General features: G+C 47.0%; 25 protein-coding genes and 6 pseudogenes. 19 read left to right on the forward strand and 12 right to left on the reverse strand.

Annotated elements, in window-relative coordinates; translation table 11 throughout:
• The first annotated feature begins 228 nt into the window (after positions 1–228).
• The gene (locus SFA31_RS14605) at positions 229–453 is read left to right on the forward strand and encodes a YdcH family protein (RefSeq protein WP_322838640.1); all 225 of its coding nucleotides are present in this window, start codon (positions 229–231) and stop codon (positions 451–453) included.
• A gap of 183 nt (positions 454–636) precedes the next feature.
• Here the strand turns inward: SFA31_RS14605 and SFA31_RS14610 are convergent, their stop codons facing one another.
• Entirely contained in the window at positions 637–1,062 is a 426-nt protein-coding gene (locus SFA31_RS14610) for a RidA family protein (protein ID WP_322839382.1), read from the reverse strand.
• On the opposite strand from SFA31_RS14610, the gene SFA31_RS14615 reads away from it, so the two are divergent.
• From SFA31_RS14615 to SFA31_RS14625, 3 genes are all read left to right on the forward strand, one after another.
• Positions 970–1,539 (forward strand): 3-oxoacyl-[acyl-carrier-protein] synthase III C-terminal domain-containing protein, encoded by a 570-nt coding sequence (locus SFA31_RS14615; protein ID WP_322838641.1) that lies wholly within the window; start codon positions 970–972, stop codon positions 1,537–1,539. The genes SFA31_RS14610 and SFA31_RS14615 overlap by 93 nt on opposite strands.
• Positions 1,540–1,555: 16 nt before the next feature.
• Entirely contained in the window at positions 1,556–2,338 is a 783-nt protein-coding gene (locus SFA31_RS14620; protein WP_322838642.1) for an alpha/beta hydrolase, read from the forward strand.
• Positions 2,339–2,430: 92 nt separating this feature from the next.
• Positions 2,431–3,276: an arylamine N-acetyltransferase gene (locus SFA31_RS14625; protein ID WP_322838643.1), complete on the forward strand. Its 846-nt coding sequence runs from the start codon at positions 2,431–2,433 to the stop codon at positions 3,274–3,276.
• Positions 3,277–3,664: 388 nt separating this feature from the next.
• On the opposite strand, the pseudogene SFA31_RS14630 reads toward SFA31_RS14625, so the two are convergent.
• Both SFA31_RS14630 and SFA31_RS14635 read right to left on the reverse strand, forming a co-directional pair.
• Positions 3,665–4,992, reverse strand: a pseudogene (locus SFA31_RS14630) (glycoside hydrolase family 10 protein).
• Entirely contained in the window at positions 4,925–5,455 is a 531-nt protein-coding gene (locus SFA31_RS14635; RefSeq protein WP_322838644.1) for a TetR/AcrR family transcriptional regulator, read from the reverse strand. Before SFA31_RS14635 ends, SFA31_RS14630 begins: the two are co-directional and overlap by 68 nt.
• A 214-nt stretch (positions 5,456–5,669) precedes the next feature.
• On the opposite strand from SFA31_RS14635, the gene SFA31_RS14640 reads away from it, so the two are divergent.
• Complete coding sequence (locus tag SFA31_RS14640) at positions 5,670–6,008, forward strand: RamA family antibiotic efflux transcriptional regulator (RefSeq protein ID WP_322838645.1); 339 nt, start codon at positions 5,670–5,672, stop codon at positions 6,006–6,008.
• 42 nt (positions 6,009–6,050) lie between these two features.
• On the opposite strand, the gene SFA31_RS14645 is transcribed toward SFA31_RS14640, so the two are convergent.
• A complete protein-coding gene (locus tag SFA31_RS14645) occupies positions 6,051–7,268 on the reverse strand; it encodes an NAD(P)/FAD-dependent oxidoreductase (protein ID WP_322838646.1) in 1,218 nt (405 codons plus the stop codon).
• A gap of 177 nt (positions 7,269–7,445) precedes the next feature.
• On the opposite strand from SFA31_RS14645, the gene SFA31_RS14650 reads away from it, so the two are divergent.
• The 6 genes and pseudogenes from SFA31_RS14650 to SFA31_RS14675 all read left to right on the forward strand — a co-directional run bounded on the left by SFA31_RS14650 (position 7,446) and on the right by SFA31_RS14675 (position 10,304).
• Positions 7,446–7,952 (forward strand): Rrf2 family transcriptional regulator, encoded by a 507-nt coding sequence (locus tag SFA31_RS14650; RefSeq protein WP_322838647.1) that lies wholly within the window; start codon positions 7,446–7,448, stop codon positions 7,950–7,952.
• A gap of 217 nt (positions 7,953–8,169) precedes the next feature.
• Positions 8,170–8,527, forward strand: a pseudogene (locus SFA31_RS14655) (recombinase family protein); the annotation flags it as partial.
• 39 nt (positions 8,528–8,566) lie between these two features.
• The gene (locus SFA31_RS14660) at positions 8,567–9,259 is read left to right on the forward strand and encodes a hypothetical protein (protein ID WP_322838648.1); all 693 of its coding nucleotides are present in this window, start codon (positions 8,567–8,569) and stop codon (positions 9,257–9,259) included.
• Positions 9,260–9,261: 2 nt separating this feature from the next.
• The gene (locus SFA31_RS14665; protein WP_322838649.1) at positions 9,262–9,450 is read left to right on the forward strand and encodes a hypothetical protein; all 189 of its coding nucleotides are present in this window, start codon (positions 9,262–9,264) and stop codon (positions 9,448–9,450) included.
• Positions 9,451–9,496: 46 nt separating this feature from the next.
• Positions 9,497–9,976, forward strand: coding sequence for an Hcp family type VI secretion system effector (locus tag SFA31_RS14670; protein ID WP_322838650.1), 480 nt, complete (start codon positions 9,497–9,499; stop codon positions 9,974–9,976).
• A 56-nt stretch (positions 9,977–10,032) separates the two neighbouring features.
• Positions 10,033–10,304: pseudogene (locus SFA31_RS14675) on the forward strand (arylsulfatase regulator).
• Between the two features lie 585 nt (positions 10,305–10,889).
• Here the strand turns inward: SFA31_RS14675 and SFA31_RS14680 are convergent.
• The 3 genes from SFA31_RS14680 to SFA31_RS14690 form a co-directional block, all read right to left on the reverse strand.
• Positions 10,890–11,258, reverse strand: coding sequence for a DUF4186 domain-containing protein (locus tag SFA31_RS14680; protein ID WP_322838651.1), 369 nt, complete (start codon positions 11,256–11,258; stop codon positions 10,890–10,892).
• Between the two features lie 193 nt (positions 11,259–11,451).
• Positions 11,452–12,408: a glutaminase B gene (glsB, locus tag SFA31_RS14685; protein ID WP_416208333.1), complete on the reverse strand. Its 957-nt coding sequence runs from the start codon at positions 12,406–12,408 to the stop codon at positions 11,452–11,454.
• A 29-nt stretch (positions 12,409–12,437) separates the two neighbouring features.
• On the reverse strand, positions 12,438–13,835 hold the full coding sequence (locus SFA31_RS14690) for an aldehyde dehydrogenase family protein (protein WP_322838653.1): 1,398 nt from the start codon (positions 13,833–13,835) through the stop codon (positions 12,438–12,440).
• Between the two features lie 98 nt (positions 13,836–13,933).
• Here SFA31_RS14690 and ptrR point away from each other — a divergent pair, with 98 nt between their 5' ends.
• The 5 genes from ptrR to SFA31_RS14715 all read left to right on the forward strand — a co-directional run bounded on the left by ptrR (position 13,934) and on the right by SFA31_RS14715 (position 19,177).
• The gene (gene ptrR / locus SFA31_RS14695) at positions 13,934–14,803 is read left to right on the forward strand and encodes a putrescine utilization regulator PtrR (protein ID WP_322838654.1); all 870 of its coding nucleotides are present in this window, start codon (positions 13,934–13,936) and stop codon (positions 14,801–14,803) included.
• Positions 14,804–15,176: 373 nt separating this feature from the next.
• Positions 15,177–16,388 (forward strand): sugar transporter, encoded by a 1,212-nt coding sequence (locus tag SFA31_RS14700; protein ID WP_322838655.1) that lies wholly within the window; start codon positions 15,177–15,179, stop codon positions 16,386–16,388.
• A gap of 657 nt (positions 16,389–17,045) precedes the next feature.
• A complete protein-coding gene (locus SFA31_RS14705) occupies positions 17,046–17,483 on the forward strand; it encodes a MarR family transcriptional regulator (RefSeq protein ID WP_322838656.1) in 438 nt (145 codons plus the stop codon).
• A 25-nt stretch (positions 17,484–17,508) separates the two neighbouring features.
• Positions 17,509–17,901: an MDR efflux pump AcrAB transcriptional activator MarA gene (gene marA / locus SFA31_RS14710; RefSeq protein WP_322839383.1), complete on the forward strand. Its 393-nt coding sequence runs from the start codon at positions 17,509–17,511 to the stop codon at positions 17,899–17,901.
• Between the two features lie 364 nt (positions 17,902–18,265).
• The gene (locus SFA31_RS14715; RefSeq protein WP_322838657.1) at positions 18,266–19,177 is read left to right on the forward strand and encodes a DMT family transporter; all 912 of its coding nucleotides are present in this window, start codon (positions 18,266–18,268) and stop codon (positions 19,175–19,177) included.
• A 332-nt stretch (positions 19,178–19,509) separates the two neighbouring features.
• On the opposite strand, the gene SFA31_RS14720 is transcribed toward SFA31_RS14715, so the two are convergent.
• Entirely contained in the window at positions 19,510–21,144 is a 1,635-nt protein-coding gene (locus tag SFA31_RS14720) for an ABC1 kinase family protein (RefSeq protein ID WP_322838658.1), read from the reverse strand.
• A 201-nt stretch (positions 21,145–21,345) separates the two neighbouring features.
• On the opposite strand from SFA31_RS14720, the gene ydfZ reads away from it, so the two are divergent.
• Positions 21,346–21,549 (forward strand): putative selenium delivery protein YdfZ, encoded by a 204-nt coding sequence (gene ydfZ / locus SFA31_RS14725; RefSeq protein ID WP_322838659.1) that lies wholly within the window; start codon positions 21,346–21,348, stop codon positions 21,547–21,549.
• A 44-nt stretch (positions 21,550–21,593) separates the two neighbouring features.
• Here the strand turns inward: ydfZ and SFA31_RS14730 are convergent, their stop codons facing one another.
• Positions 21,594–21,776 (reverse strand): hypothetical protein, encoded by a 183-nt coding sequence (locus tag SFA31_RS14730; RefSeq protein WP_322838660.1) that lies wholly within the window; start codon positions 21,774–21,776, stop codon positions 21,594–21,596.
• Positions 21,777–21,938: 162 nt separating this feature from the next.
• Here SFA31_RS14730 and SFA31_RS14735 point away from each other — a divergent pair, with 162 nt between their 5' ends.
• The gene (locus tag SFA31_RS14735) at positions 21,939–22,154 is read left to right on the forward strand and encodes a KTSC domain-containing protein (protein WP_322839384.1); all 216 of its coding nucleotides are present in this window, start codon (positions 21,939–21,941) and stop codon (positions 22,152–22,154) included.
• Between the two features lie 52 nt (positions 22,155–22,206).
• Here the strand turns inward: SFA31_RS14735 and proP are convergent, their stop codons facing one another.
• From proP to SFA31_RS14750, 3 genes and pseudogenes are all read right to left on the reverse strand, one after another.
• Complete coding sequence (proP, locus tag SFA31_RS14740; protein WP_322838661.1) at positions 22,207–23,712, reverse strand: glycine betaine/L-proline transporter ProP; 1,506 nt, start codon at positions 23,710–23,712, stop codon at positions 22,207–22,209.
• Between the two features lie 817 nt (positions 23,713–24,529).
• Positions 24,530–24,910: pseudogene (locus tag SFA31_RS14745) on the reverse strand (Tn3 family transposase); the annotation flags it as partial.
• 93 nt (positions 24,911–25,003) lie between these two features.
• Positions 25,004–25,288, reverse strand: a pseudogene (locus SFA31_RS14750) (hypothetical protein); the annotation flags it as partial.
• A 98-nt stretch (positions 25,289–25,386) separates the two neighbouring features.
• Here SFA31_RS14750 and SFA31_RS14755 point away from each other — a divergent pair.
• Positions 25,387–25,515, forward strand: a pseudogene (locus SFA31_RS14755) (helix-turn-helix domain-containing protein); the annotation flags it as partial.
• Positions 25,516–25,555 lie beyond the last annotated feature (40 nt).

A 25,555-nucleotide genomic window follows, 5' to 3' on the forward strand; every position in this document is an offset into this window, starting at 1 on the left:
GGACGCTGCCAGCGTAGCGTTGGTCATAGAAGCTGTCGTTATTTTACCCGTCCAGCGCTATGTTAACACCCGCGTAATGCTTAAGCGCACGTATCCGCATTTTATAGGGGAGCGGGAGGGCTGAATCAGTATGATCGTTCGCACATTTTCTATGTTCCGACGTGACAGCGTGCGATTGACGTGATAACCCTTGTTATACAGAAGTTATCTCAACAAGGAGTTGTAGCTATGTTTCCTGAATATCGAGAGCTAATAGGTAAACTAAAAGAAAGCCATCCGCGTTTTCGGGCCCTATTTGATAAGCATAACCGTCTCGATCATGACATCGCGCGGCTGGAGCAATCCGATGGACGCGGATACGACGAACACGTCGCGGCGATGAAAAAAGAGAAACTAAAAATTAAGGATGAACTTTATCGATTATTAAAAGAGGAAGATAATAATCTGGCGTGATACGGTAAACCTCGATAATTAATCGGTTAATTCAAAGGCAGGAAAAGATATTCCTGCCTTAGTGCGTTTAAAAAGGGGGGGGGGTTATATCCCAACATTTTTTAAACAAACAGAATATTGAATGTATAAATTAATCCCTCAGCGCTGAAAGTTACTTATCGCATGGCATATTTTTAGCCAGTACTATGCTAACGCAGTAGCCGTTAATTTCACTTTCATACCCGGTACTGGCATGCGTTCCACAATAATAGTTGAACGATTAGGATAGGGGGGGGCGAAAAATTGTGGGTAGATTTCATTAAGCGCTTTACTGTACTCTGGGTCCGTTAAATAAATTATTATTTGTAATACATTATCATTACTACTTTCCGCAGCCTCCAGCGTTTTTTGTAGGTTAGTAAACATGAGAATTAATTGATTTTCAATATTGTCAGTTGACATAGTCCCATCAGGATGCATTGGTGCATGGGAAGTGAAGAGTAGCCCCGCGCCGCGTGTTATCCAGGATGAAGTAATGTGCTCATTGTGAGCTGTGAGTTTTGCTCCCTTAGCTATCAGCCTACGGATACAAGTATTAGTAGCCTGCTCATAGATGGCCTGTTTGGAGATGCAGTAACGGCTGCGGTGGTTACTAGCGAAAATACCAGTAGCGGATTAAAACTCACCTCAAATTCTAGCTACCTGGTTCCCGATAGCGAATCATGGATTAGTTACGATATTGAAGATACAGGCTTCCATTTTCGTCTCGATAAGCGCGTACCGGGTGCGATGCTGTCATTAGCGCCGATAATGGAGAACTTTGCAAAAACTCAGGAATGGGAGATAGATAAGCTGGATTTCTATATTATTCATGCCGGCGGTCCTAGAATTCTGGAAAATATTGCAAAAACAATTAACGTTCCCTTGGATAAGTTTAAATATAGTTTTGAAACCCTGATGAACTGCGGAAATATTTCAAGCTCTGTCGTGCTGGACACTTATCGTCGCATGTGTGAAGACATTACGTCGGAAAAGAATAAAAGAGGAATTATTGCAGGGTTTGGGCCCGGCGTCACAACGGAAATGAATCTGGTAACCACTTGCTGAAAATACGGGGTGAAATATGAAGAAGTTAATGACCTATTATGATAAAGGACAAGGTTTCCCAATTATCCTTGGGCATAGCTATTTATTTTCTAAATCAATGTGGGCTCCGCAAATAGAGGCACTGTCCAGTGATTATCGAGTTATTATCCCCGACTTATGGGGGCACGGAGATTCACCCCGACTCCCTGAAACATGTACTTCACTTACCGCACTGGCGGAAGATCATTATGAGTTGATGCAACGTTTAGGTATTAATGAATTTGCGATTGTCGGATTATCCGTCGGTGGAATGTGGGGCGCTGAATTAGCCTATCGATATCCGAAAGCAGTGAAAGCTCTGGTGCTTATGGATACAGACTTGGGTGCAGAGCCGGCAGAAACGCATGAGGTTTATTTTCGAAATCTCGACACTATTGTCAGGTTAGGAAAGATCCCGCCTGAAATGTGTGAATATTTGGTTTCCCTTTTTTATACACAGAATGCTGATACTTTAAGAAAAGATCTCTACCAAAGCCTATGCAAGTTACCCACCGCCGTATTACGTGAAAGCATCGTCCCCCTTGGGCGAATTATTTTTGGTCGTCAGGATAGGCTTTCTATTTTGCGGGAAATTGCCTGCCCGTCTCTGGTAATGACGGGAGAATATGATATTCCCCGGCCTCCGGCAGAAGGCGTGCGGTTAGCTCATCGCCTTGGTTGTCAGCATATCACTATTCCCAAGGCAGCCCATATTAGTAATGTTGAAAACCCACTGGTAGTAAATCAGCATTTACGCTCTTTTTTTGCGGAAAATATTTGAGAAGGTAGGGGATCCTAAATATGCTGAATTATGGTTTTGGATTAAGTGCTGCCATACGCTGATACTGGCAGGATATAAAAGAGGACGTGGAAATGGGGTTAGATACTGGGCGCTATTTACTACGAATAGGTTGGCCTGTTGGCGAGCTTATCGCCCCGGATATTCAGTCTCTGCGTCGGTTACAGCATTTTCATTGCTGTAATATTCCCTTTGAAAATCTGGACGTTCTTTTTGAGAGGACTATTGGAGTAGATAAGGACGCATTAATACGTAAGCTGATTGAGGCAGGGCGCGGAGGGTATTGCTATGAGCTTAATGGTTTATTTTACCAGGCATTACAGGCTTTTGGGTTTCAGGTAACGTCGTTAGCGGCGCGCGTTTTAATTTCCAGACCTCAGGCGATGCCTGCGCGCACGCATCAATTACTGCGCGTCATCCTCAATGAAGACGCCTGGCTTGTCGATGTAGGTTTTGGCGGCCAAACACCCTGTGAGCCACTGCTATTGCAAGCGGATATCATTCAGACGACGCGGTGTGGCTCGTGGCGTTTATCGCAAAATCAGGATGGCTGGCTGCTCTCCGTTCTCGATAGAAATAAGTGGGCGCCGCTTTATCAATTTGATGAGCAGCAGCAGTATCTAAGTGATTTCCAAATGGCAAATCATTATGTCGCGACCTGGCCCACATCTCATTTCCGCCATCACTTGTTGGCCAGTCGCTATACCCTGGAAGGAGGGCAATATAGGTTGCTTAATTATCGCCTGACGAAGCAACTTGCTTCAGGTGAAACGCACGTTTGTACTTTGCCTAATCACATTGCGCTATGGCGATGTCTGCAGGATATCTTCAAAATAAACGTGACATCGTCACAATATGGCATTGCGTCAGACGAACTAGGCCGTGTTATGACGCATCTATTATCGTCAGGAACGCGCTAAAATATTGCGTTAACTCATTGTTAGCAGGCCTTATCAGTATTAGGGCCCGTCACTATGAATGAGAATATCTTTTATTAGTTACAACATACTTATATTTTTAATTATCTCCCGAATTAACCATCGCGCTGGTTTGAAAATAACTCCGCATATTTTCTTTTCAGGTTATTGATTCTAATAATTTTTATTCGAAGCTGTCTATTGTCTGCGGCGACAGATTACTGATTCCTCGTAAAGACGCCATCAGCGCGGTTTATCTCATAGCCAGCGCCAGCGTTGCTGGCGATACTTCTCGATATACCGCTGGAGTTTTTGCTATTAACGCTAATAACAGCATTCCCTCATCGCTAAGAATCGGGAATGCTGTCGCGCTATTTATTAGCGGCGTATATTATTTTTGGAAAGGGTGAGATGCAGGGCGCATTTCCGTAGCGTTCTTTTGCCAACGAGTGCGTAAATATTCCACTGCCGGAAAAAGTCTTGGAGAGTGAAGGTAGGCTTCACGAAACAAAATTGTGCCGTCAATTCCAGGCTTTTCATTGAGATCCAGCTGCCGTTTCAATTCTTCAATACCGTTCTCTTCCTGCCACTGAGGTTCATTTTGCGGCGGGCTGTCGATTTTATATAGCGCGACGCCAATATATAGCCGGGTATGCGTCGGTGCGGTTAATCGCGCCCACCAATCAACCAGCGTATCGTATCTGGCCACGCTGCGCGTGACTGGCAGTATATTTGGGGGGCAATATAATCCAGCAGCCCTTCCTGTACCCATTGGCGCGTATCCGCATAGCCATCATCGTATGCGGTATTTCCACCGCGCGTGGTTGACCCGAACGGCGATGCGTCAGCATTGCGCCAAATCCCGGCCGGGCTAATACCGAAATCAACTTTTGGCTTTACGGCGTGTACGGCAGCTCTCACTTCACGAATTAATTGCAGCGTATTGTTCCGGCGCCATTCGGCTTTGCTGCTGAATGGCTGTCCGTATTGCCTGAATGTTGCGTCATCGTTCAGGTGCGAGTCGGGCGTTTCATAATAGAAATAGTCATCGAACTGAATACCATCTATCGAATAGTTCTGCGTTACTTCACTCACAATGTGCGCTATCCATGCCCTAACTTCGGGAACCCCTGGGTCGAGTACGAAACGATGGCTTGCTGTTCGTATCCACCCCGGGTGGCTGCGATATACGTTGTCAGGCCCGCTATTATTTGGCGCTGCCAGGGCCGTAATTGTTGCTGGCCGGGTATCCATGGAAACCCGATACGGGTTTAACCAGGCATGCACCTTCAAGCCGCGCCGATGTGCTTCTGTTAACATAAAAGCCAGTGGATCGTATCCGGGGTTTTTACCCAGAGTTCCCGTCAACGTGGCAGACCAGGGGAGCAGCGCCGAATGATAAAGCGCGCTGGCGTCAGGTTTAATTTGAAAGAAAACGGTATTAATTCCCAGGCGCACCATATTATCCAGCTTATCTGTTAGTTCCTTTTGCTGCTGCTGGATACGTTCGGCGTCGGGTAACGCAAGCGAGCTTTGCGGTGGCCAGTCCAGGCCATAAACGGTTGCCAGCCACACACCGCGCATTGGCGTTGACACTATGTGCGGCGAATCATTATTCGCGGGCGGCGCCGGAGGCTGTTTCTTCGGCTCTTTACAACCGCTTAGCCAGCACAGGCTGATTAATAAAACAATGCCAGTCCATTTTGTTGTCTGCCGCATGCCACATCCTGAGAAATGCTCGCAGCGGCGGCTCGCGAAAAATAGGGCGGATGCGTGATTCACAAAGCCGGTCTAACTCGGGGAACATATTAGCAACTTGCTGCTCAGTTTCTTGGGTGATTTTTCCGCTAACGGCAAGATGTCGCATGCAGGCATTGGCTAACGGATGGGTAATTCCCCAATCAATGTAGTTATCCCACACTGAATTCAACTGCTGTTTTGGCGAGGCGGCTTCAAAATCCACCTGCTGTAAAATAATGCTGCCTAAATCATGTTTTAGCCAAATGTAGAGTGCATTGAGTAAGTCATCTTTAGTGGCGAAGTAGCGAAAAAGGGTACCTTCAGCAACGCCGGCGCTGCGGGCAATAGAGGCGGTGGAAGCGCTTATGCCGGCCTGTGCGATAGCTACCGTTGCCGCCTGAAGTAATGCTATGCGTTTATCTTCACTCTTAGGTCGTGCCACCCGATTTCTCTCCACAATTGTTTTGGCCTAAATTTGCGATAGCGTTTATAACACGCATTGCAGATAAAAAGCATATTGACGATGCACTATTGCTCTTTATAATGAGTGCTTGCTCACTCATGAAGCAATGATAGTGTTATTTCATTTTGATGTATAGATGGGCGCATTGGAAACACTGGCTAGCGGTACAGTTTGATAATAACAGGAGAGGGTGATGAATATACCCGCGCAGGTCATTGAGACACTAATAGAATGGATAGACAATAATTTGCATCAGCCGCTCCGCATTGACGATATCGCGCGCCACGCCGGATATTCAAAGTGGCACCTGCAGCGTTTATTTTTGCAGTACACCGGTGAGAGCCTGGCGCGTTACATTCGGCTACGGAAATTACGCCTTGCTGCTCGCGATTTACGCACCACTAACGCCAAAGTTTTTGATATCGGGTTGAAGTATGGCTTCGATTCACAGCAAACCTTTACGCGGATCTTTACTCGCACCTATCATCTTCCACCCGGAGCTTATCGGAAAGAAGCCTGCCTGCATGAATAAACCGGTTGATATCCCGGTTTATTCATCAAATTAATTAGCGGTTTATTCCTGCGTCATTTCGACAAACTGCGCCAGCGGATCGGCCAGAGAGAAAGCCTGTGTTCTATCCTGTGGCGGAGCGATTAATTCATGAGTAATGGTTTGTTTAAGCTGTTTCGCTTCCTGTCGCGTCATACACACGCGCTGTTGCCAGGTTTCTGTATAAACCGCGCCCCATTCGCCTAAATCAACGCAGGTGACATAATCAGGCTGGCGATAGGGAAGTGGGCTAATGTGAAGTAAAGAGGCGACAGCGTTATAGCCCGCAAATTTTCCCATAGGTATCGCGTGCTGGCAGCTCATCAATGCGGTATGCCCGCTGTCATCACAGTGCGCATGCGCAATATCTCCGGCGGCATACACGGAGGACTCGCCTTCAACGCACAGCATGTCATTAACAAACAAGCGCCCCTGAGCATCGCGTTTGGCATTAATTTGGCCGGCCAGAGGGCTAGCGTTAACGCCGGCGGTAATTACGGAAGTAAAGCACGCTATGTTGCTGCCATCAGATAGTTCAACGCCGTGGCTATCAATATGTGTAACCCTACACTCTGAGCGCCACTCGACGGACTGGCACTGGCTTGCCGTTGCAATAATATTCCCTAATTCTTCACTAAATGCGGCGCCGATGCGTTTGCCGGAATCAACGACGATGATGCGGGGAAGAGCCTGTTCGCCAAACAGTTTCCGTAAACGGGAAGGCAGCTCCAGCGCAAGTTCAACGCCCGTCAAACCGCCGCCGCAAATGACTACGGTATCCCGACCGGGGGACGCAGGCTGAGCCGCCAGAGTATGCAGATGATCTTCCAGGCGTCTGGCGCTATCAATATCATTGATATCGAAAGCGAATTCCTGCGCACCGGGGATATTATTGCGGTTTAATACGCTTCCGCTAGCCAAAATTACGCGCGTAAACGGTAGCGTTTTTTCTATCTTTTCTGCGCTGGGTAAATAGTGAATACACTGATTTTGTGTATCTATTTTAGTTGCCGCACCGCCAATAAAGCGCACACCACAGGCTTCAAGTAATCGGGAAAGAGGAAAATCCAGCGCAGCAGGGTTCGCTTCATACAACCGAGGACGCATTGTTAATACTGGCTGTGGTGCCAACATTGTAACGGTAATATCCTCGCGTTGATGCTGGACCAGCAGGCGCGCGGCGCTCAGCGCCGACCATAACCCGGCAAAACCGGAGCCAATGATAACAATGTGCTGATTCATAATTGCATCCTTGTCGTTGTTGAAAAACAATACTGCGACTATAACAATCCTAGTTATTGCTCGCAAAGCATTTATCACGAAATAAGCTTATCATATTGATTTATTAAGGTTTATTTATCTGGAAGAGCCTGTGCTACCATAAAGCCAATTAAATCGCTCTGAGACTGAGACAGCGCTATGAGTTTTTTTAGTTCCGGTGTGGAATATGCGATCCACAGCTTGATGTGCATGGTGGACGATAGCGGCAATGGCCGAGAAATGAGCGTCAGAGAAATCGCTGAGCTACACGGCATGCCTTACGATTACTTGGGTAAAGTGTTTACGCGACTGGCAAAAGCCGGGTTGGTCAGCAGTCTTGAAGGGCGAAACGGCGGGTATCAGTTGGCGCGTTCGCCGGCAGAAATTACGATTCGTGACGTTGCTCTGGCAATTGATGAGAATAAAACGCTTTTTGACTGCCGTGAAGTACGCCAGCGTATGGCGGTTTTTGACAGCGTAATTCCGGTATGGGCGTGCGATACGCCGTGCAGCGTGAGGCTTGTTATGGATGAAGCACAGCGTCAAATGTATGAATCCCTCGCGCGGCATACGATCCTCAGCTTGACGCGGCGCATGCTGAAAAAAGTGCCGGATAGCTATCCCATACAGATTTCAGAGTGGTTAACCCAGCGCCGATCGGGATAGCGCTATTGCCAGGCTTTGAGCCTGCGTTTTGTTACGCAGGTGCTAAATAAAGTTGAAACGTTTTAATACATATATGGAGGATGGTGATGCGAGCAAAAGGGTCGTTAAAAATTTCACGTTATTTTCGCTACTGATAGGCTATTTCGCGCTATCAACGGCGCAGCCAGTTCCAGAGAGCCACTGTCAGTCTGGCTATTTTATGCCCGAAACAGGAAATCTGGACAGGCTGGCCCGTTCAGTTCCGGATGCACGGGAAATTGTCGATGCACTACAGGCTCGTGGCGTGAAACTGGCTCTCGGTACGAGCATCTATGACCCGGTAGATCCGATGGGCAAAATGTTCTTCAACGTGCTGGCGACCTTTGCTGAGTTTGAAGGCGATCTGATACGGCTGCGTACCCGCGAAAGGATAGCCATCGCCCGGACTGCGGGGGAAGCAGCCGAAGCTGTCAGAAAAACAGCAGAAAGAGCTCTGCCGGATGCATGAAAGTGGCGAGTACTCTATCAGCGATCTGACTGAATTATTTTCCGTTTCTCGGCCAACTGTTTACCGGACGCTTTCCCGTGGGAAATAATGAAAAACTGGATTTAATGAAAATTAGCATGGAGCGATTATGTACAACAACAATGAAGTCATCAGTTACCTACAGGCTAACAGGATTCTCGCATTAAAGCTCGACCATGCAGTTTCTGCCGTCGGTCAGCAGGTCATAAATCAAGTTGATACGTTAGGGAAAGGGGCGACCCGTCTGCTGTATTACACCTCCTGTTTCACCGATGAATATAACGATGTTTGCCAGCAGCAAAAGACAGAAGATATCCGTTTCAGGGATGCCGTCTATAAGGTAATACCCCACGGTGATGTGATCTATGACATGCTTCGGATCTACTTCGAAGAAATTTTTAAATACAGAACATCTGAGCAGATAGAACACATCAAGCAGTGCCTGATGGTCGTGAATATCCATATCGCTGCCAGCTCTCTCACCAGTGCCGGGTTTACGTTAGCGGTCGCCAGCAGCGTTCGCATTGGGTTAAACCTCAGCCTTGAAATAAGTGCTCTTGCTGGTACATGGGCTTCCCGTGGTATTGCTGCAGTCGGGGTTTATGGAGTTGTACAGAAAGCTGCAGACACTGCTCATCGACTGCATATTCAATTTCCCGCCTATTATTCTGCGCTCTATGCACAAGGGCTGGAAATGCTGTATTTCCTCATTGAGCCTGTGTTCCAAAAGGCGGGCGCTATCGAAGCGCAATGGGCATCAGATAATGACATTGTGGGCATCATCAGCAGGATGATCCAATAGCCATGATGACGTATATCAAACGTTTTTTACGGTGGCAGGGGCGGTTCTTCTTTTCGGTCTACGGCCCAACAGCGTTAACCATCGTTTTTGCCTTGGCTCAGGCTCATTTTTTCCCCGGAAGTCCAGTCTGGCCAATCGGTGTTTTCTTCATAGCAGTAATGATTATTTTTGGTCGTTATGTGAAATGGTGAAGCGCTGACTATCCCAATACTTAATACTCACTGATAAGGAAATTACATGTCTACTCCCGCACACTTATGGCTTGAAGATGAAAATGGATCGCCGATTGTTGGCAGTTGTCTAATGCCACTGCGTCTGGGCTCTATCGAGTTAAAATCATTTTCCCACGGTGTCACTATTCCCGTTGATCCGAGTTGGGGAAAACTTACCGGAACGCGCGTTCACCGCCCGATCACGATAGTGAAAGAATTTGATCAGACAACACCACTCCTGTACCGCGCTGTCTGCGAAGGCCGAACCATGAAGAAGGCAACAATCAAGATGTACCGTATTCTGGAATCAGGTATCGAGGCCGAGTATTTCAATATCATTCTGGAAAACGTCAAGTTCACAACAGTTGCCCCATATTTGGCTCCTAACGGTATGAGTAGCACTCACCTTGAAACGCTCGAATTACGTTATGAGGCGATCACCTGGAAGTATACGGAAGGAAATGTCATCTATCGTGATTCATGGAACGATCGTTGCTGTGCCTGATAACTAAGGGAATCAGAGGAGGCAAATACCTCCTCTGGTACTAACGAGGAGATAAAATGGTCGACTTAACTGCTGAACAACGACAGTTGGCGAAGATAGTTCATGATTATTCCTGTCGATTTCCTCTGACAGAAAATGGTGATGCCCAGTTATTGCAGGGCTGCTATGACTATATGGAAGTCTTTAAACGGGTGATGGACAGCGCTTCAAAAGTCCAGATGGACTACATTTGCCTCAATACCCTGGATATTTTCGCTTTGCACAATGGATGGAAAGGCTGGTTCAGGGCATTGCCGATGGAGTCATTGAGGTGCCGAAAGATCACTAAAAACTACGGGCCGGAAATTTCGGCGGTTCCGGCGTAGAACCCCAAATAACTTAGTGGGGGAGAAGGTGAGAAGAAAACGTAGCGCACTCAAAGGAAGCATGGCTTTAAGGCTAAAGCATGAACCTGCGATATTATTGCATACACTGCATTTAACATAATATACATTATGCGCATCAAAGATAAGTATGCCGAAATCTGGCGTGAATCGTTGACACTGGCCATCAACTGGCTACTATCCGATGGCAACATAAAAACACCGTTTGATGACTCATTCCTGAGACAACAAAAATCGAAAACAAGTAGTAAATTATTGCTCTCATAAGGTAAATAATAATGAATGACTTGCAAATGCATTTCCAGGCTCTGCTTAACGGTTATGAGGCTCTAGTAAAAGAGAAACATCCAGAGCAGCTCTCGCGCTGGCCTTTATTGAATGGGAAAATAGATGTAAAGTCAGGAAATTATAATCAATGCCACATCCACATATACAAACTCTATTTTCTCGCGGCCTTTTCAAAATAATAAAAATGTTCTCTAATTTCCACTTAATCATTTAAAGAATGTTATAAATAAAAATTACGGCCCTTAATCATTCATCTGCATCAACAACCAGCGCCAGATAACCGCGTGAATATATTCCTGTTCATTGGGTGTTAACGCCCTCGCCTGTTCAATACCGTGCCACTTAGCGAGGCATCCTCGGCAGCAGGTGGCGGTTGCATGCTGGGCGATAAATACCGGATGGCCGCGCATTGGGGTTTGCTTTCCATCATTCGCAGGCAGCGCCGGCGCCAGGCGCCGGGCAATAAAATCGATGGCGTGCTGCGAAATCACTTCCGGACCTTTGTCAATGCAGTATTGTCTCTCTTTCTGGCCCAGACAAAAACGAGAGCGAAATCGTGATTTCGCAAGTCGCGTAAATAATAGGTCGGTATCAGTCTCTTTCTTTTTCATCGGATTTGACTTCTTAATGGCGATTGAGCCTGTGTTGAATACGACTATATTAAAGTGACGAGCAAAAGGAGAATGACATGGATGTCAGACAAGTTCGCGAATTTATTGTTATTGGTACAATAATGTGTGCCATCGGCGCCGCCATTACTGGTACAGGTATGCTGCTGTTTTTCTCACTGAGCGCTAACTTTCTTTAGAAAATTGAGCGCCCAATATTATCCGCAAGCCGCTCCAGCGCTGCGATACCTGCTAGCGAATTTCCTGCTGCATCCAGTTCCGGGCTCCAGACGGCAATAGACATTTCATGGGGAATAATAGCGACTATCCCTCCCCCTACGCCCGATTTCCCCGGCATCCCAACGCGCCAGGCAAACTCACCCGAATTTTCATACATCCCGCTTGTTGCCATTAAGGCATTAATTTGCCTGGTCTGTTGTTGGGTTATCACGATGTCTCCCTCGTCGGGCGCACGCCCCTGATTGGCGAGGAATAAAAAGGTTCGCGCCAGCTCCACGCAGCTCATTTCAAGCGCGCAATAATGAAAATAGTTAAGCAGGACATCATTAACATTATTGTCAAAATTACTGAATGACTTCATTAACCACGCGATTGCGGCATTGCGCGCAGAATGCTCCAGCTCCGAGCGTGCCACGCTGGCATTATAACTAATGTCGGATTGCTGACTTAACCGGCGCACCACTTCAAGCATACGCTGGCGCGGTGCGCTTAGCCGGCTTTGCAGCATATCGCAGACAACCAGCGCGCCAGCGTTAATAAATGGATTACGCGGTTTGCCGTGCTCAAGCTCTAACTGAACCAGTGAGTTAAAGGGCTGCCCGGAGGGATCTTTACCCACCCGGCGCCAGATTTCCGCTTCATTGTAAAGCGTCATTGCCAGCACCAGGCTCAGTACCTTTGAAATCGACTGAATAGAAAAGCGCTCGTGTGCATCGCCAGCTTGCCAGGTTTGTCCGTCGACTGTACAGACGGCAATTCCCAGTTTTTCGGCAGGCACTGACGCCAGCGCCGGGATATAGTTTGCTACCTGCCCCCGGCCTATAAGCGGCCTGACCTGTTCCAGTATTGCGTCCAGCAACTGATTGTTTAACTGCCCTGCCACGTTGACTCCACTCACACGGATAATTCGCATCGCAGTATACTCGCTAGCTCGCGGCTTCTCTACGAGCGTCTGCCCCGGTCCATCCATACCGTCTGTATATTACAAAATTCATGCAGCCCGAAATGAGAAAGCTCGCGCCCAAAACCGCTCTTTTTCACCCCGCCAAAAGGTACGCGGGGATCGCTTGCGCTATAGCCGTTAATAAAAACCCCGCCGCACTCAAGGCGCTCAGCCATAGATAGCGCCAGCTTTTCATTGGCGCAAAAGAGCGTGGCGGATAGGCCGAAGTCACTGTCATTGGCGAGCGCCAGCGCGTGCTCCGCGTCCCGCGCTACGCTTAACGCGGCGACCGGCCCGAATAATTCTTCACGAAATGCCGTCATTGTTGCCGTGACGTTGCCAAGAACCGTCGGCGCATAATAGAAACCGTTTCCGGTTATTTTTTCACCGCCGGTTAATAATAAAGCCCCCTGCGCCAGAGTCGACTGGACCTGATGATGCAGTTCATCACGTAAATCTTCGCGCGCGAGAGGGCCAATATCATTATCTTCAATTTCAGGATTGCCGACGCGCAAGTGGCGCACCGCAGCGACAAATTGTTCCGTAAAGCGATCGGCAATCCCCTGTTCCAGAATGAAGCGCTTGGCTGCCGCGCAGACCTGGCCGGTGTTTTGAAAGCGCCCGGCGATGGCGGCCTGTACGGCCTCGTCCAAATTGGCATCATTGAGCACGATAAAGGGATCGCTGCCGCCAAGCTCCAGTACGCATTTTTTCAAAGCGTTACTGGCCTGGGCGCCTATCGCCGCGCCGGCCTTGACGCTGCCAGTTACCGTGACCGCAGCAATGCGAGGGTCATTAATCATCTGGCTTACGCCTTTCGGTTCAGCGTTAACAATAGAAAATACGCCTTCAGGCACCCCGGCCTGATGCATGATTGCTGCGATTAACTCAGCGCATCCCATGACCGATGGCGCAGGTTTTAATAAGTATCCATTGCCGGCCAGCAGAATGGGGACTGCGCCGCGCATCACTTGCCACAGCGGGAAATTCCATGGCATTACGGCAAGTATTGTCCCGAGGGGCCGAAATGCCACGTATGCCCGCTGATTTTCAACCTGCGTTGGTTGTGGCTCCAGCATCGCCGGTCCAAACTTTGCATACCAGCGGCACAGCTGCACACATTTTTGTACTTCGGCCCGCGCTTGTTGAACAGGCTTCCCCATTTCGCGGCAAATGCAGTGCGCCAGGATATCCTGCTGCGCTTCCAGTAGATGCGCAATCGCATACAGTTTTTCCATTCGCCGTTCTATGTTGACGCCTCGCCAGTGCTGATAGCCTTGATGCGCACGCGCGAGAACATTATTGATGTGCGCGGCGCTGGCCCAGGGATAAGCGTTAAGCACTTCGCCGGTTGCAGGATTACGTGATATGGCATGGGTTTTAGGAGATGGATTCATTTTCTTCTCAGCTGGAGTGATTTGAACCGACAGTACTCTTGCCCATTTAGTATGAAAAGTGAATAATTGGAAAAAAGTTTTTCATGAAGTGAGAAAACATGGATCTGGTGCAACTGGAAATATTTAACGCCGTCGCGGACGCCGGTAGTATTAGTGCGGCGGCGCAGAAGATTCACCGGGTTCCCTCCAATCTCACGACCCGGCTGCGCCAACTGGAAACAGATTTAGGCGTAGCGCTCTTTATTCGTGAAAAGCAGCGATTACGTTTATCGCCCGCAGGCCATAATTTTCTACTCTATAGCCGACAAATTATTGCGCTGGTTGAGCATGCACGCGCGGCCATCAGCGGCGAAGCGAATATGGGAAAGTTGATACTGGGTGCGCTGGAAAGTACCGCCGCCGTGAGGATTCCGACTATCCTTGCTGAATTTAATCAGCGCTATTCGGGGATTCAACTCGATCTTTGCACCGGCCCTTCCGGAGAAATGTTTGACGGTGTGCTTGATGGCGCGCTTAGCGCGGCCTTTGTCGATGGCCCGCTGCTGCATCCTGCGCTGGAAGGTATCCCGGTTTTTGACGAAGAAATGGTTGTTATCGCAGCGAAAAGCCACCCACCAATTCTGAACGCTCAAAATGTGAATGGTGAAAATCTTTATGCTTTTCGGGCCAACTGCTCTTACCGGCGGCATTTTGAACGTTGGTTTCAGGCCAATGATGCTGTTCCGGGTCATATTCATGAGATGGAATCTTATCATGGGATGTTAGCCTGCGTGATTGCAGGTGCCGGGCTGGCTATGATGCCGCGGAGCATGCTCGAAAGTATGCCGGGTTGCCAGCAGGTGTCCTGTTGGCCTCTGGGAGCGCCCTGGCAGAATCTAACAACCTGGCTGGTTTGGCGTCGTGGTGAAAAAACTCCGCAGCTTGACAGTTTCATAAGCATATTGCCGATAAACTTCACGCCAGAATAAAATATTCCTGTCTAAGAGTTGCGCTGAGTGCTCAGTTATATGTTGGCCAGGCCAGCATATGTGTGACGTTGTAACCTGGTATTTAATAATCTTAATAGTTACATTCTACTGCCTGCCCGTCATAGTACCTCCTGGTTAATTTAAGTATCAATTGCACATAAAGTAAGAATTTATAGAGGTTTGTTTTAAATATTCTACTCTCAATATATTGAATTAAAAGAAAATATTTAAATCACCCATGATTAGGTATATGGAATCATTCCCATTTATAAGGAAAAAAAAGATTTTTTGTACTAAACAATTGTACTAGGCGCGTGCCTGGCCTTAAGATCCCGGCAACTTCTTCTCCAATTGCCGTGGCGTAGCACCTTTAATGACGATAAATCCTGTTTCGCGCAAAGTTGCGTGGCTGCGTGTGGTGATGTTATCCATCGCCGCTTTTATCTTTAATACTACGGAATTTATTCCTGTAGGGTTGCTGTCTGATATTGCAGCAAGTTTCGGTATGCAAACGGCAAAAACCGGCATAATGATCACAATTTATGCCTGGGTTGTGGCGTTGGCATCGCTCCCTTTTATGCTGATGACTGCACGTATTGAGCGTCGTAAATTATTGCTGGCGCTGTTCGCGGTATTTATCGTTAGCCATCTTCTTTCTTTTGTTGCCTGGAATTTTACTATTCTGGTGATTAGCCGCACGGGCGTTGCTTTCGCGCATGCCATTTTCTGGTCGATTACGGTGTCACTGGCAGTGCGTATGGCACCCGCCGGAAAACGTGCACAGGCGATGAGTTTAATTGCTACAGGCACTTCGCTGGCGATGGTATTGGGTTTGCCGCTTGGGCGCACCATAGGCCAATACTTTGGCTGGCGAACTACGTTTTTGGTTATCGGCATCGCCGCCCTTTTCACCATGCTTTCTCTAATAAAGCTTTTGCCGCGCTTACCCAGCGAGCACTCTGGTTCTTTAAAGAGCTTACCGATACTTGCGCGCCGGCCCGCTTTGTTAAGCGTTTATATCTTATTAGCCACTGCTGTAACGGCACATTATACCGCCTACAGCTATATCGAACCTTTTATTCTCCAGATTGCCCGCTTAAGCGCTGAATTCGCTACTTTATTACTGCTGGTGCTAGGAGGTGCGGGAATTATCGGCAGCTTTATCTTTAGCCGGCTGGGTAACCAGCATGCTTCTCTCCTCGTCAGTGCCGCAATTGGATTGCTAACGCTCAGTTTATTAATGCTCTATCCCGCAGCCAGCGGTGGCAGTGATTATCTCGTTGCGCTTAGTGTATTCTGGGGAATGTGTACCATGATTATCACACTCGGATTGCAGGTAAAGGTATTAATATTGGCCTCTGATGCAACGGATTTGGCCATGTCACTTTTTTCAGGAATATTTAATATTGGTATCGGCGCTGGCGCACTATTAGGCAACCAGATAAGCCTGCATCTGTCGATGGCGGATATTGGCTACTGGGGCGCCATACCAGCTGCAGTTGCCCTTATTCTGTCGATTGCTATGTTCCGGCGCTGGCCGACGTTAGGGCAAGAATTCCAACCCCGACCAAAGTCAGGCGTATAACCTTCCTCACACCTCACTCTGTGCCTGGGTTTGAGAATCTGGTCAAACTCAGGCGCTATCTCTTACCCCGGATAGCCATCGTGAGCGGATGTGCCAGCCGGTCTGCCCGGCTGAGAGAGGGTGACCATCGCCTGGCCGCTCAGAAATATAGTTGCCTGTACCTATCAGCCCATAAAGTCTCAAAGCCTAATAGAAATGGGCATGCACAGTTTTTGCCGCGCTTGCCGATGATATTACTTTAGATCGTTCGGTTTTGTTGTCAGTTCAACGGGCAACGGACTTTAATAAAAAGTATGGCAGAAACGGCGGAATCTGTTTAATAAGCCAGCCTTTCTGAAACTGGAACATCATCCAGCGTTATTTCTGCCCTTTATTAACTAAGAACGCGGCTTTTTACCGTCAGCTTATCCATAAGGTATTCGCCATTTGAATATTTTAAGAAATAGGCGCAACACGGTTGGTTTTGTGGCATAAACGACTGTTATGTGAATATATATTAGATGAAAACCATATAATTATACTTATTATTAGCGCGATAAATGTATGACAAGATGTGGTTTTGGCATCTTGTGTCATCACATTTCAAGTAAGATTGACATATACTTTCTTGTGAAATAGTATCAGGCGAAATTAATATGATTGCCTGGGCAATAAGAAATGCATAGCGATTCAAGCGATTTGTTCAATCAACTAATCCCCCTGGGGCGCCTGATTTTTATGGTGAATCAGTTTAAAGATCGCTTATTAAATGACTATCTTTCCCCGCTTGATGTTACGCCTCCCCAATTTAAAGTATTGAGCGCAATTCGCTGTGAAAATGGGATTACTCCGGCGGAGTTAAGGAAACGCTTATCAGTCGATCCGGGTGCGCTAACCAGGATGTTCGAAAGACTTCACTGTAAAGGCTGGATAACCCGTCAGCCAAATCCTCTGGATGGCCGGGGATTTCTCATAATGCTGACGCCTGAGGGCGCGGATCTATGTAAGCGTTGCCATGAACTTATTGGGCAAGACTTACATCGTGAATTAACAAAGAATTTAACGGCGGTGGAAGTTGCCCAGCTTGAAGGCCTGCTCAAGAAGGTTCTACCGTAAAATAGAATGAAAATGAGGTGAGATGATGTCCAGACGTAATAATGATGCAGTAACTATCCATAGTATACTGGACTGGATTGAAGATAATCTTGAATCCCCGCTTTCGCTGGATACGGTTTCTGAGCGTTCAGGATATTCTAAATGGCATTTGCAGAGGATGTTTAAGAAAGAAACTGGTCACTCATTAGGGCAATATATTCGTCAGCGTAAATTAACGGAAATAGCCCAAAAGTTAAAAGAGAGTAATGAGCCTATTCTTTATTTGGCTGAGCGCTATGGATTTGAGTCTCAGCAAACCCTAACCCGAACTTTTAAAAACTATTTCTCGGTTCCGCCTCATAAATTTCGTGTGACAAATATACATGGCGAAGCGAAGTATCTACATCCTATAAATCGTTATGATAACTATGGCAGTTAATGTTTTCATCGCCTGCGTTATTGGGAAAGTATTTAAGCCGCAATACTAAGATGCCCTGACGGGATGCGCGTAAGGGCAGTATTTCTTCTTTAAAAGACGACCTGAGATTTTAATAAAATTATTGGTTTTCTGTATCTGACAAAATATTAGATATTGCTGCGATCACGCAGTGTAGAAAAAGTATCCGGCGAAGTGTCTTCCAGCAAAGGGGGTATTCTTCTTTTGCAAGGCTAACAATAGAATTTTTTTCTATAAAAATTGATATTTATAGTAATAATTTCCAACCATTGCAGGCTTACGGCCATGCAAAGCGATAATTTTCTCACCGGAAAAAGTTATATTAGTCTTTTTTAAGGGGGGAATTATGCGGCGATTCACGATACTAATATTATTTATTATAGTTTCATTGACCTGGGGGACAACCTGGCTGGCAATGCGTCTCACCGTGGAGACAATCCCGCCTATTTTTGCCACCGGTATTAGGTTTATTTTTGCTGCGCCACTATTGGTTATTATCGCACGAATCACTAATACGCCTTTACTTTTCCCTAGTGGGCAAAGGACTTTCCAAATATTTATTTGTCTATTTTACTTCTCCATTCCTTTTACTTTAATGATTTACGGTGAGAAATTTGTCAGCTCTGGGCTGGCAGCCATTATTTTTGCAAATATGCCAGTAGCTGTTCTTATCGCGTCTATTTTTTTTCTAAAAGAAAAGACGAATATTTATCAAATTATAGGATTAACCATAGCTCTCGCTGCGCTGGCAGGGATCTTACTCAATGAATCATCTGCGCAAAATGGGACCCACTGGCAAGGTGTTATCGCTTTAGTCGCAGCAGTAGCCATACATGCGATTATTTATACGCTATGTAAGAAAAGAAGCTGTTCTGTATCTGTTATTACTTTTAATGCACTGCCCTGCCTGTGCGCAGGAATCATTCTTACTATGGCAGGATGGTGCATTGAAACACCACAATTAACTACTTTTTCTCTACAATCATGGTTATCCGCAGCGTATTTAGGTGCATTTGCCGGAGTGTTCGGTATTCTTTGCTATTTCTTTCTCCAGCAGCAAGCCAGCGCTTTTCAGGCCTCATTAGTTTTCCTTATATTTCCTGTGATTGCTGTTAGTCTGGAATCTTATGTCTATGGCTATGCAATCTCCTTTTATTCTATGTTACTGATCCTACCTTTAGGATTAGGTATTTTTATCACGCTGGCCTCACGTAATATTAAATTATCCAAAAGCAGGGCTGCAGTAACGCAGAATTAATGCCATATGGCTGATTCATTAATACTGTTTTCAGCCTCTCTCTATTCGTTTCATAGCCTGTCTTTTTAGTGTAGGTGGCTGAGTGTTTTGGCGATGGTGTGATTGTGGTGTTTTATGATACAACATTAAGTATGTTGTAACTATACAAGTATAAAAAAAACCGCCAGCTTCGCTGACGGTATAAACCTGCATGGATGCCTCATCATTTAAACGAGAGGTATTTATTATTGGGGGATAACCATCGTAACGTTACCGATGATTACCCGCACACTCTAGCAGTATCAATATTAACCAGAGTTAAACGTTAGCGCTATCGTTCCCGAGAACCCTACTCAACGTCGTAATCGTATCACCAACAGGGCAATGCCAAGCGCGCAGATAGCCAGCCCCAGCGAGGGAAATACAGGGATTCCTAAAATGCGCCACCCTATTTGCATCAGCCAGGGCGTAATACCTATAGCAAATGCAGCGGTCACAATAGCGATCGCCAGCGTTACCGCTGCGCGCTCCATCGCGCGGCTAAGTTTATCAATATTCGTAATATGCAATTCGCCGTGCATTTTTCCACTGCGCAGACGGTGAAGAAATAATCGCAGCGTTTGCGGAAGTGCTGTACCCGCGTTAAGCGTTTGTACACTGATGCGCTGCCACTGTCGCTGTATATTTTGCGGCTTATAGCGCTGCCCGATCATACTTTTCAGCACTGGCCGCAGCGTAGCCACGATATCAAAATGGAGATCGAGACGATGTAGAACGCCGTCTGCAGTTATTAATGCTTTAAATAGCAGCGCTAAATCAGAGGGCAGCGTTAACTGAAATTCTCGCACCATGGCCAACAAATCCGTTAACGCCTTCCCGAGTTTAATCGGAGCCTCCCCCTGCTTATCAAGAAAGTTTTGCGCAGCCATCTCGTAATGATATATGCCCAACTCCCCCGCATCAGCCCATTCAATTAGTACATTAATGATTCCTTCGCTGTCACGCCGGGCAATTGCATCAAGGAGCTCCAGTAATTGATCGCGTCGCCGCATACTCACGCGTCCAACCATGCCAAAATCAATAAAACCAATTTGGTTTCCGGTAAGCGCCATCACATTCCCGGGATGTGGGTCGGCATGGTATAAGCGATGCTGCAGCACCATTTGCATAAAGGCACGAGCTCCCTCGCGTGCCAATATCGCACCATTCAATTCGGGTTCGCAGGCAATCTCATCTGGACTGTATCCGGGCAAATAAGACTGAACCAGCAACCCGGTAGAAGTCCACTGCTGGTATATACGAGGAATTATGACTCGTGGAGAAGAAGCAAAGTTCTGCGCGATGCGCTCACAATTGCTGGCTTCCTGAGTCAAATCAAGCTCGTGGTTCAACGCGGTGGCTAAAAACTGGATTATCTGACGAGGATGATAGCGTGCCAGGTTTGCACTTTGTGCTTCCAGTGCGCCGGCAATATAAGTCAGGAGACGCAAATCGGCGCGTATCGTTTTTTGCATTCCGGGCCGCAGAACTTTAACGATCACGTCTTCACCGCTATGTAAACGGGCGCGGTAGACTTGCGCCATTGAAGCGGCCGCGAGAGGAGTACTATCAAAGCTGGCAAAAATATTCTCAGGGGCATCTTTCAGGTAGTGTTTTACCTGCCCAGCCATTTCCTCCCAGGGTAACACAGCAGCTTGACTGTGTAGTTTCTCCAGCTCTTCTGTCCATGCCGGATCGAGTAAATCAGTGCGCGTCGCTAAAATTTGCCCTAGCTTGATAAAGGTCGGCCCCAGGGTTTCCAGCGCCTGACGTAGACGCACGGGCGTGCTGCGCTGTCTACTCTCTTGATTATGCCCGCGAAGACGATTGACGAACGAACTCAGACCAAACAGATGCGCAATATCCTGTAGACCATAACGCACCAATACGCCCGTAATTTCCGTAAGGCGAGCCCTGTCCCGGGCCGTCACAAGCACCATTTTTATCATGCGTCTATCGCTCCTGAAGCCAGCGCGTTGTTCCAGCAAATTGAGTGTATCACCGATACGATTTTTCGAAGGTAGTTATACCCCAGATTATCTTTGCCGCAGCCGGTTTTATTGTTAGATGAAGGCCAAAATATACGATAGTGAGTGAGGCAAAATATTCAACATATCCTCGATGGTTTCATTATTCTAAGGGGAAATGTAATGATGACTTATGACCGAAATCGTAACCCCATCACCATTGGAAGCCGTGTATTAATTAACGGCAGCGAAAAGACTGGCGTTAATACTGCTATCCACGCAGAAGGACTGACGGCAGAACCAGTAAGGCGCGCGGCCTCCATTGAGGTTGGGAGCGTTAAAGGTAACTATCTGCCCGTCGAGCTCATTCGCTTGGGGTTGCATTAATCACCGTCCAGGCCCGCGCCAGAGAATCCCGCGTCCTGGGGCATTCACAGGTATTTCTCAACTTCCCAGGCGACGATTGCTGTCCAGACAAAAAGGACCGTCGACATACAGCTCGCAATAATCTTTCTGCGTCGGATACACCAAACGCACAGTAGCCCGCATATCGGCAGGCTCCAGCGCCAGCCGGTAGCTAAAGTAAGCATCGCAATAATGAAATAGTCCTTCATCAATGATTCCTGAGTACAGCGCTCGTGCTGGCGCTCTTCATCTTTAGCATCTTCAGATAGTTTACCAGGACGGAGCGTTAATTTAGGGGGGTTACATTACATGTTGTCATCCTACTCACACTACACTTAATTTATTTTCACATTGAGGTCGATATGAGCACGATAAAAAGACATCGTGTAGCCTCTTCCCGCATTGCGGCGATAGGTTATGACAGACGCTCCCGAGAGCTGGAAATTGTCTTCATTAAAAATGGGGAAACCTGGCGCTATCAAAATATTCCTGAACATCTATTCATCACATTTTTGAGCGTTGTTTCGAAGGGGCGTTTTTATGATGGTGTGATTGTAGGAAAATTTGTCGGATATCGGGTATGTTAAAAAAAATTTAGCGCCCCTGCTGGTTAGCGGGGGCGCTTGAGAACGCTAGTCGTTATTCATTAATACGCGGATGTTGCTGAACCAGAAGCGTACGTTTTTCTTCCAGCTCGGCGATTTCGCGATCAAGGTCATCGATTTTATGCTCGATATTATCATGATGTTCGCGCAAAATTTCACGCGCTTCATTAATATCAGAGGCCGCAGGCGTTGCGCCCTTCAATGGCTTATTCGCGGTTTCTTTCATGCAAATACCCGTGATTAATCCAATCACGCCCATCACCATAAGGTAATAACCAGGCATCATCAGGTTTTCCGTGGATTCTACCAGCCATGCGGCGATAGTCGGCGTTAAACCGGCAACGAGTACAGAGATATTAAACGCGCTAGCCAGTGCGCTATAGCGAATATGAGTTGGGAACATTGCTGGCAAAGACGATGCCATCACGCCTGTAAAAGAGTTTAAAATTACTGCCAGCATGAGTAATCCAGCAAAAATTAACCCAGTTACACCGCTGTTGATTAGCATAAACGCTGGTACAGCAAGTAAAATTAACGCAGTGCTACCGCAAATCACAAACGGACGACGGCCAAAGCGATCGCTTAATAGTCCCATTACCGGCTGAACAAATAGCATCCCTATCATAATGGCGATAATAATAAGCACGCCGTGATCTTCTGAATAATGCAGGTTATGGGATAAATAACTCGGCATATATGTCAGCAGAATATAGTAGGTGACGTTAGTTGTGATAACCAGGCCAATACAGGTCAGCAAGCTACGCCAGTGTTTAGTGGCAATATCTTTAAACGAAACCTTAGGACCATCCTGCAAACCTTCACGATCGCCCTGCTCCAGCTTATCAACGTGTTGTTGAAATGCAGGGGTCTCTTCCAGCGCACGACGTAAATAAAGACCAATAATACCCAACGGTAATGCGAGGAAGAAAGGCAGGCGCCAGCCCCATGCCATAAAGTTTTCTTCACCAACAATGGTTGAGATTAAGACGACGACGCCGGCACCAAATACAAAACCAGCAATAGAGCCAAAGTCGAGCCAGCTTCCCATGAATCCACGTTTCCGATCCGGGGAGAATTCAGCAACGAAGATAGATGCCCCCGTATATTCCCCGCCCACGGAGAACCCTTGCGCCATTTTACACAGCAAAAGTAATACGGGTGCCCAAATACCTATACTGGCAAATGATGGGATCAGACCAATACAAAATGTACTGATCGACATAATAATAATAGTGACAACTAAAATTCGTTGGCGCCCATACTTATCGCCGAGCATGCCAAAAAACAGGCCGCCTAATGGGCGTATGAGAAACGGTACTGAAAATGTCGCCAGTGCCGCTATCATTTGCACACCGGGATCGGCTCCGGGGAAAAATACTTTACCCAATGCATAGGCAACAAAGCCATAAACGCCGAAATCAAACCACTCCATGGCGTTACCCAGCGACGCGCCGGTTATAGCTTTACGTAATTTTGCATCATCAATGATGGTTACATCACTCAGGGTGATGGGTTTAACCTTTTTCCTTCTTAACTTCATGTTCATCCTCTGTTGTCGCACTCATCCGAGTGATCCTGTCAAAAGCGGAATCGTACGTAGCCTAATGTGATACCAGCAACGAAAGATGCGATTCCTACCTTTTTTATTCTCCACCCGCTTAACGCTGGAGGGATCGAACGCTTACTTCTCCTGCCTAAGCGTAGCAGATTTTAAAATACCAATCCGTCTGCTATACGCTTTTGTTCACCTCATCCTGGACAGATAAATAGGTATTTCTCACTGTCGGGATGCGTGATTATGATCACACAATTATTTACATAAAGCCTGATTTTTCACGCCGCGTCAACCGAAAGCCCTCATTTCGTAGGCTAAATTGGTGTAAATTCAGCCGAAAATTCTCTCTAAATGTCGGGCGTTTTTCGCTAAATAAAACGCACAGTCCAACGCTGGAGCCCCGAAATAACAAGGGATAAGCGAAAAGGCACAAATGTAAATAAACTGGCCAATATTAGGCTTACAAAAAAATATCGCTTGACGAGCGTTTTTTCTCCAAAAGCTGTTATTAAAAGGTAACGCGGTACGCGCAATTATCATTCTGACCATAATCGATTCGCACATATTTAACGATATAAAGTGACTTTCCCCGCGCCGCGATAGCGTGAAAATTACAGCCGAAATTGCCTTTGAGATATCAATACAATTTCAATAAATAGCGACTGACAATCAATAATATTTTATCCAATAAGATTATTTCCTTTACGACCACCGGTATCGTTATTATAGCCATCGATATAAAAGCTCTGTCGCTACTGTTTCTGCATGATAAGGGGCGCCTGGAAACGGAAAATATCCTACACTAAGCCTGTTTTTTGCGCAGCTCACTATCCACTGAGCGTAACGGGCGGTATTTCCCCTGCCGCAGCTTAAGATTAGTTCGCCAGATGTAATCTCCGCTCAGGTTAATATTTTTCCATCCCAGCGGCGACAGATGAGAAATCAGTTGCTCATTAATCGGGATCCCTCTTCGTCTCAGGGAATCTATGGCTTTTTCTATATATACCGTATTCCACAGTGATATTGCCGTAGATAGCAACATTAGTCCGCTGGCACGATAGCTCTAATTCTCCAGTCCACGATCTCTGGTTTCACCCAGCCGGTGCATAAAGGCCGCTCGCGCAAGGGCATTGCGGGCTTCACCTTTATTCAGCCCCGCCTGTACACATCGGCGCTGTGATGGATCGTGAGACTATGTTCCGGTTCAAGCTGCGCGGTCAGCCTGCCAGCGTAGTAGTTGCTTCGGCCAGAGTTCACTCGATGTCATCGATGACATTTATTGTGTAGCCAGGAGAGCGTTTCTTCGGCAAGTAAAAAAACGCTGTCTGTCCGCATGGCGCGGGGATAAAGATGGCGAATGCAGGTTTTTTACAGCCCTGGCTGAAAGGGATAATTTCAGGTGGCGATAGAGTTCAGCCAGATATCCCCAGCGGGTAACCTTTCTTGATGCATACTCGGCCCACAAATCAGGCTGAAGTTTCAAATGAGCCGCAAGCCGGGAAACACCCCCATCGTGAGGGGACGCATTCTTGTCGGGAGGAAACCCTGGCCCTCGTAAATAGCAGAAAACAACAAAGACTTAACGGTTTTCGAGACTGCGGTGTTTATTAATAAGCGCGAGGTTATGTTCACTCAAAAAACACATTCGCGCCAGAAGAACGCCCTTCAGTACTGAATGAACAACAGAAAACTACGGTGATTGCACGGATTAACGCCGGGATCGGTATCAACGCCATCGCGCGGGAATTTAATACCATCAGGCAGGCAGTAAAGGCAGGACAGCAATGACCCTGAGTTCCCAGCCGGACGGTCTGCTATGTGCCAATAG

The organism is Erwinia sp. HR93 (assembly GCF_034555055.1).
Lineage (GTDB): Bacteria > Pseudomonadota > Gammaproteobacteria > Enterobacterales > Enterobacteriaceae > Apirhabdus > Apirhabdus apintestini.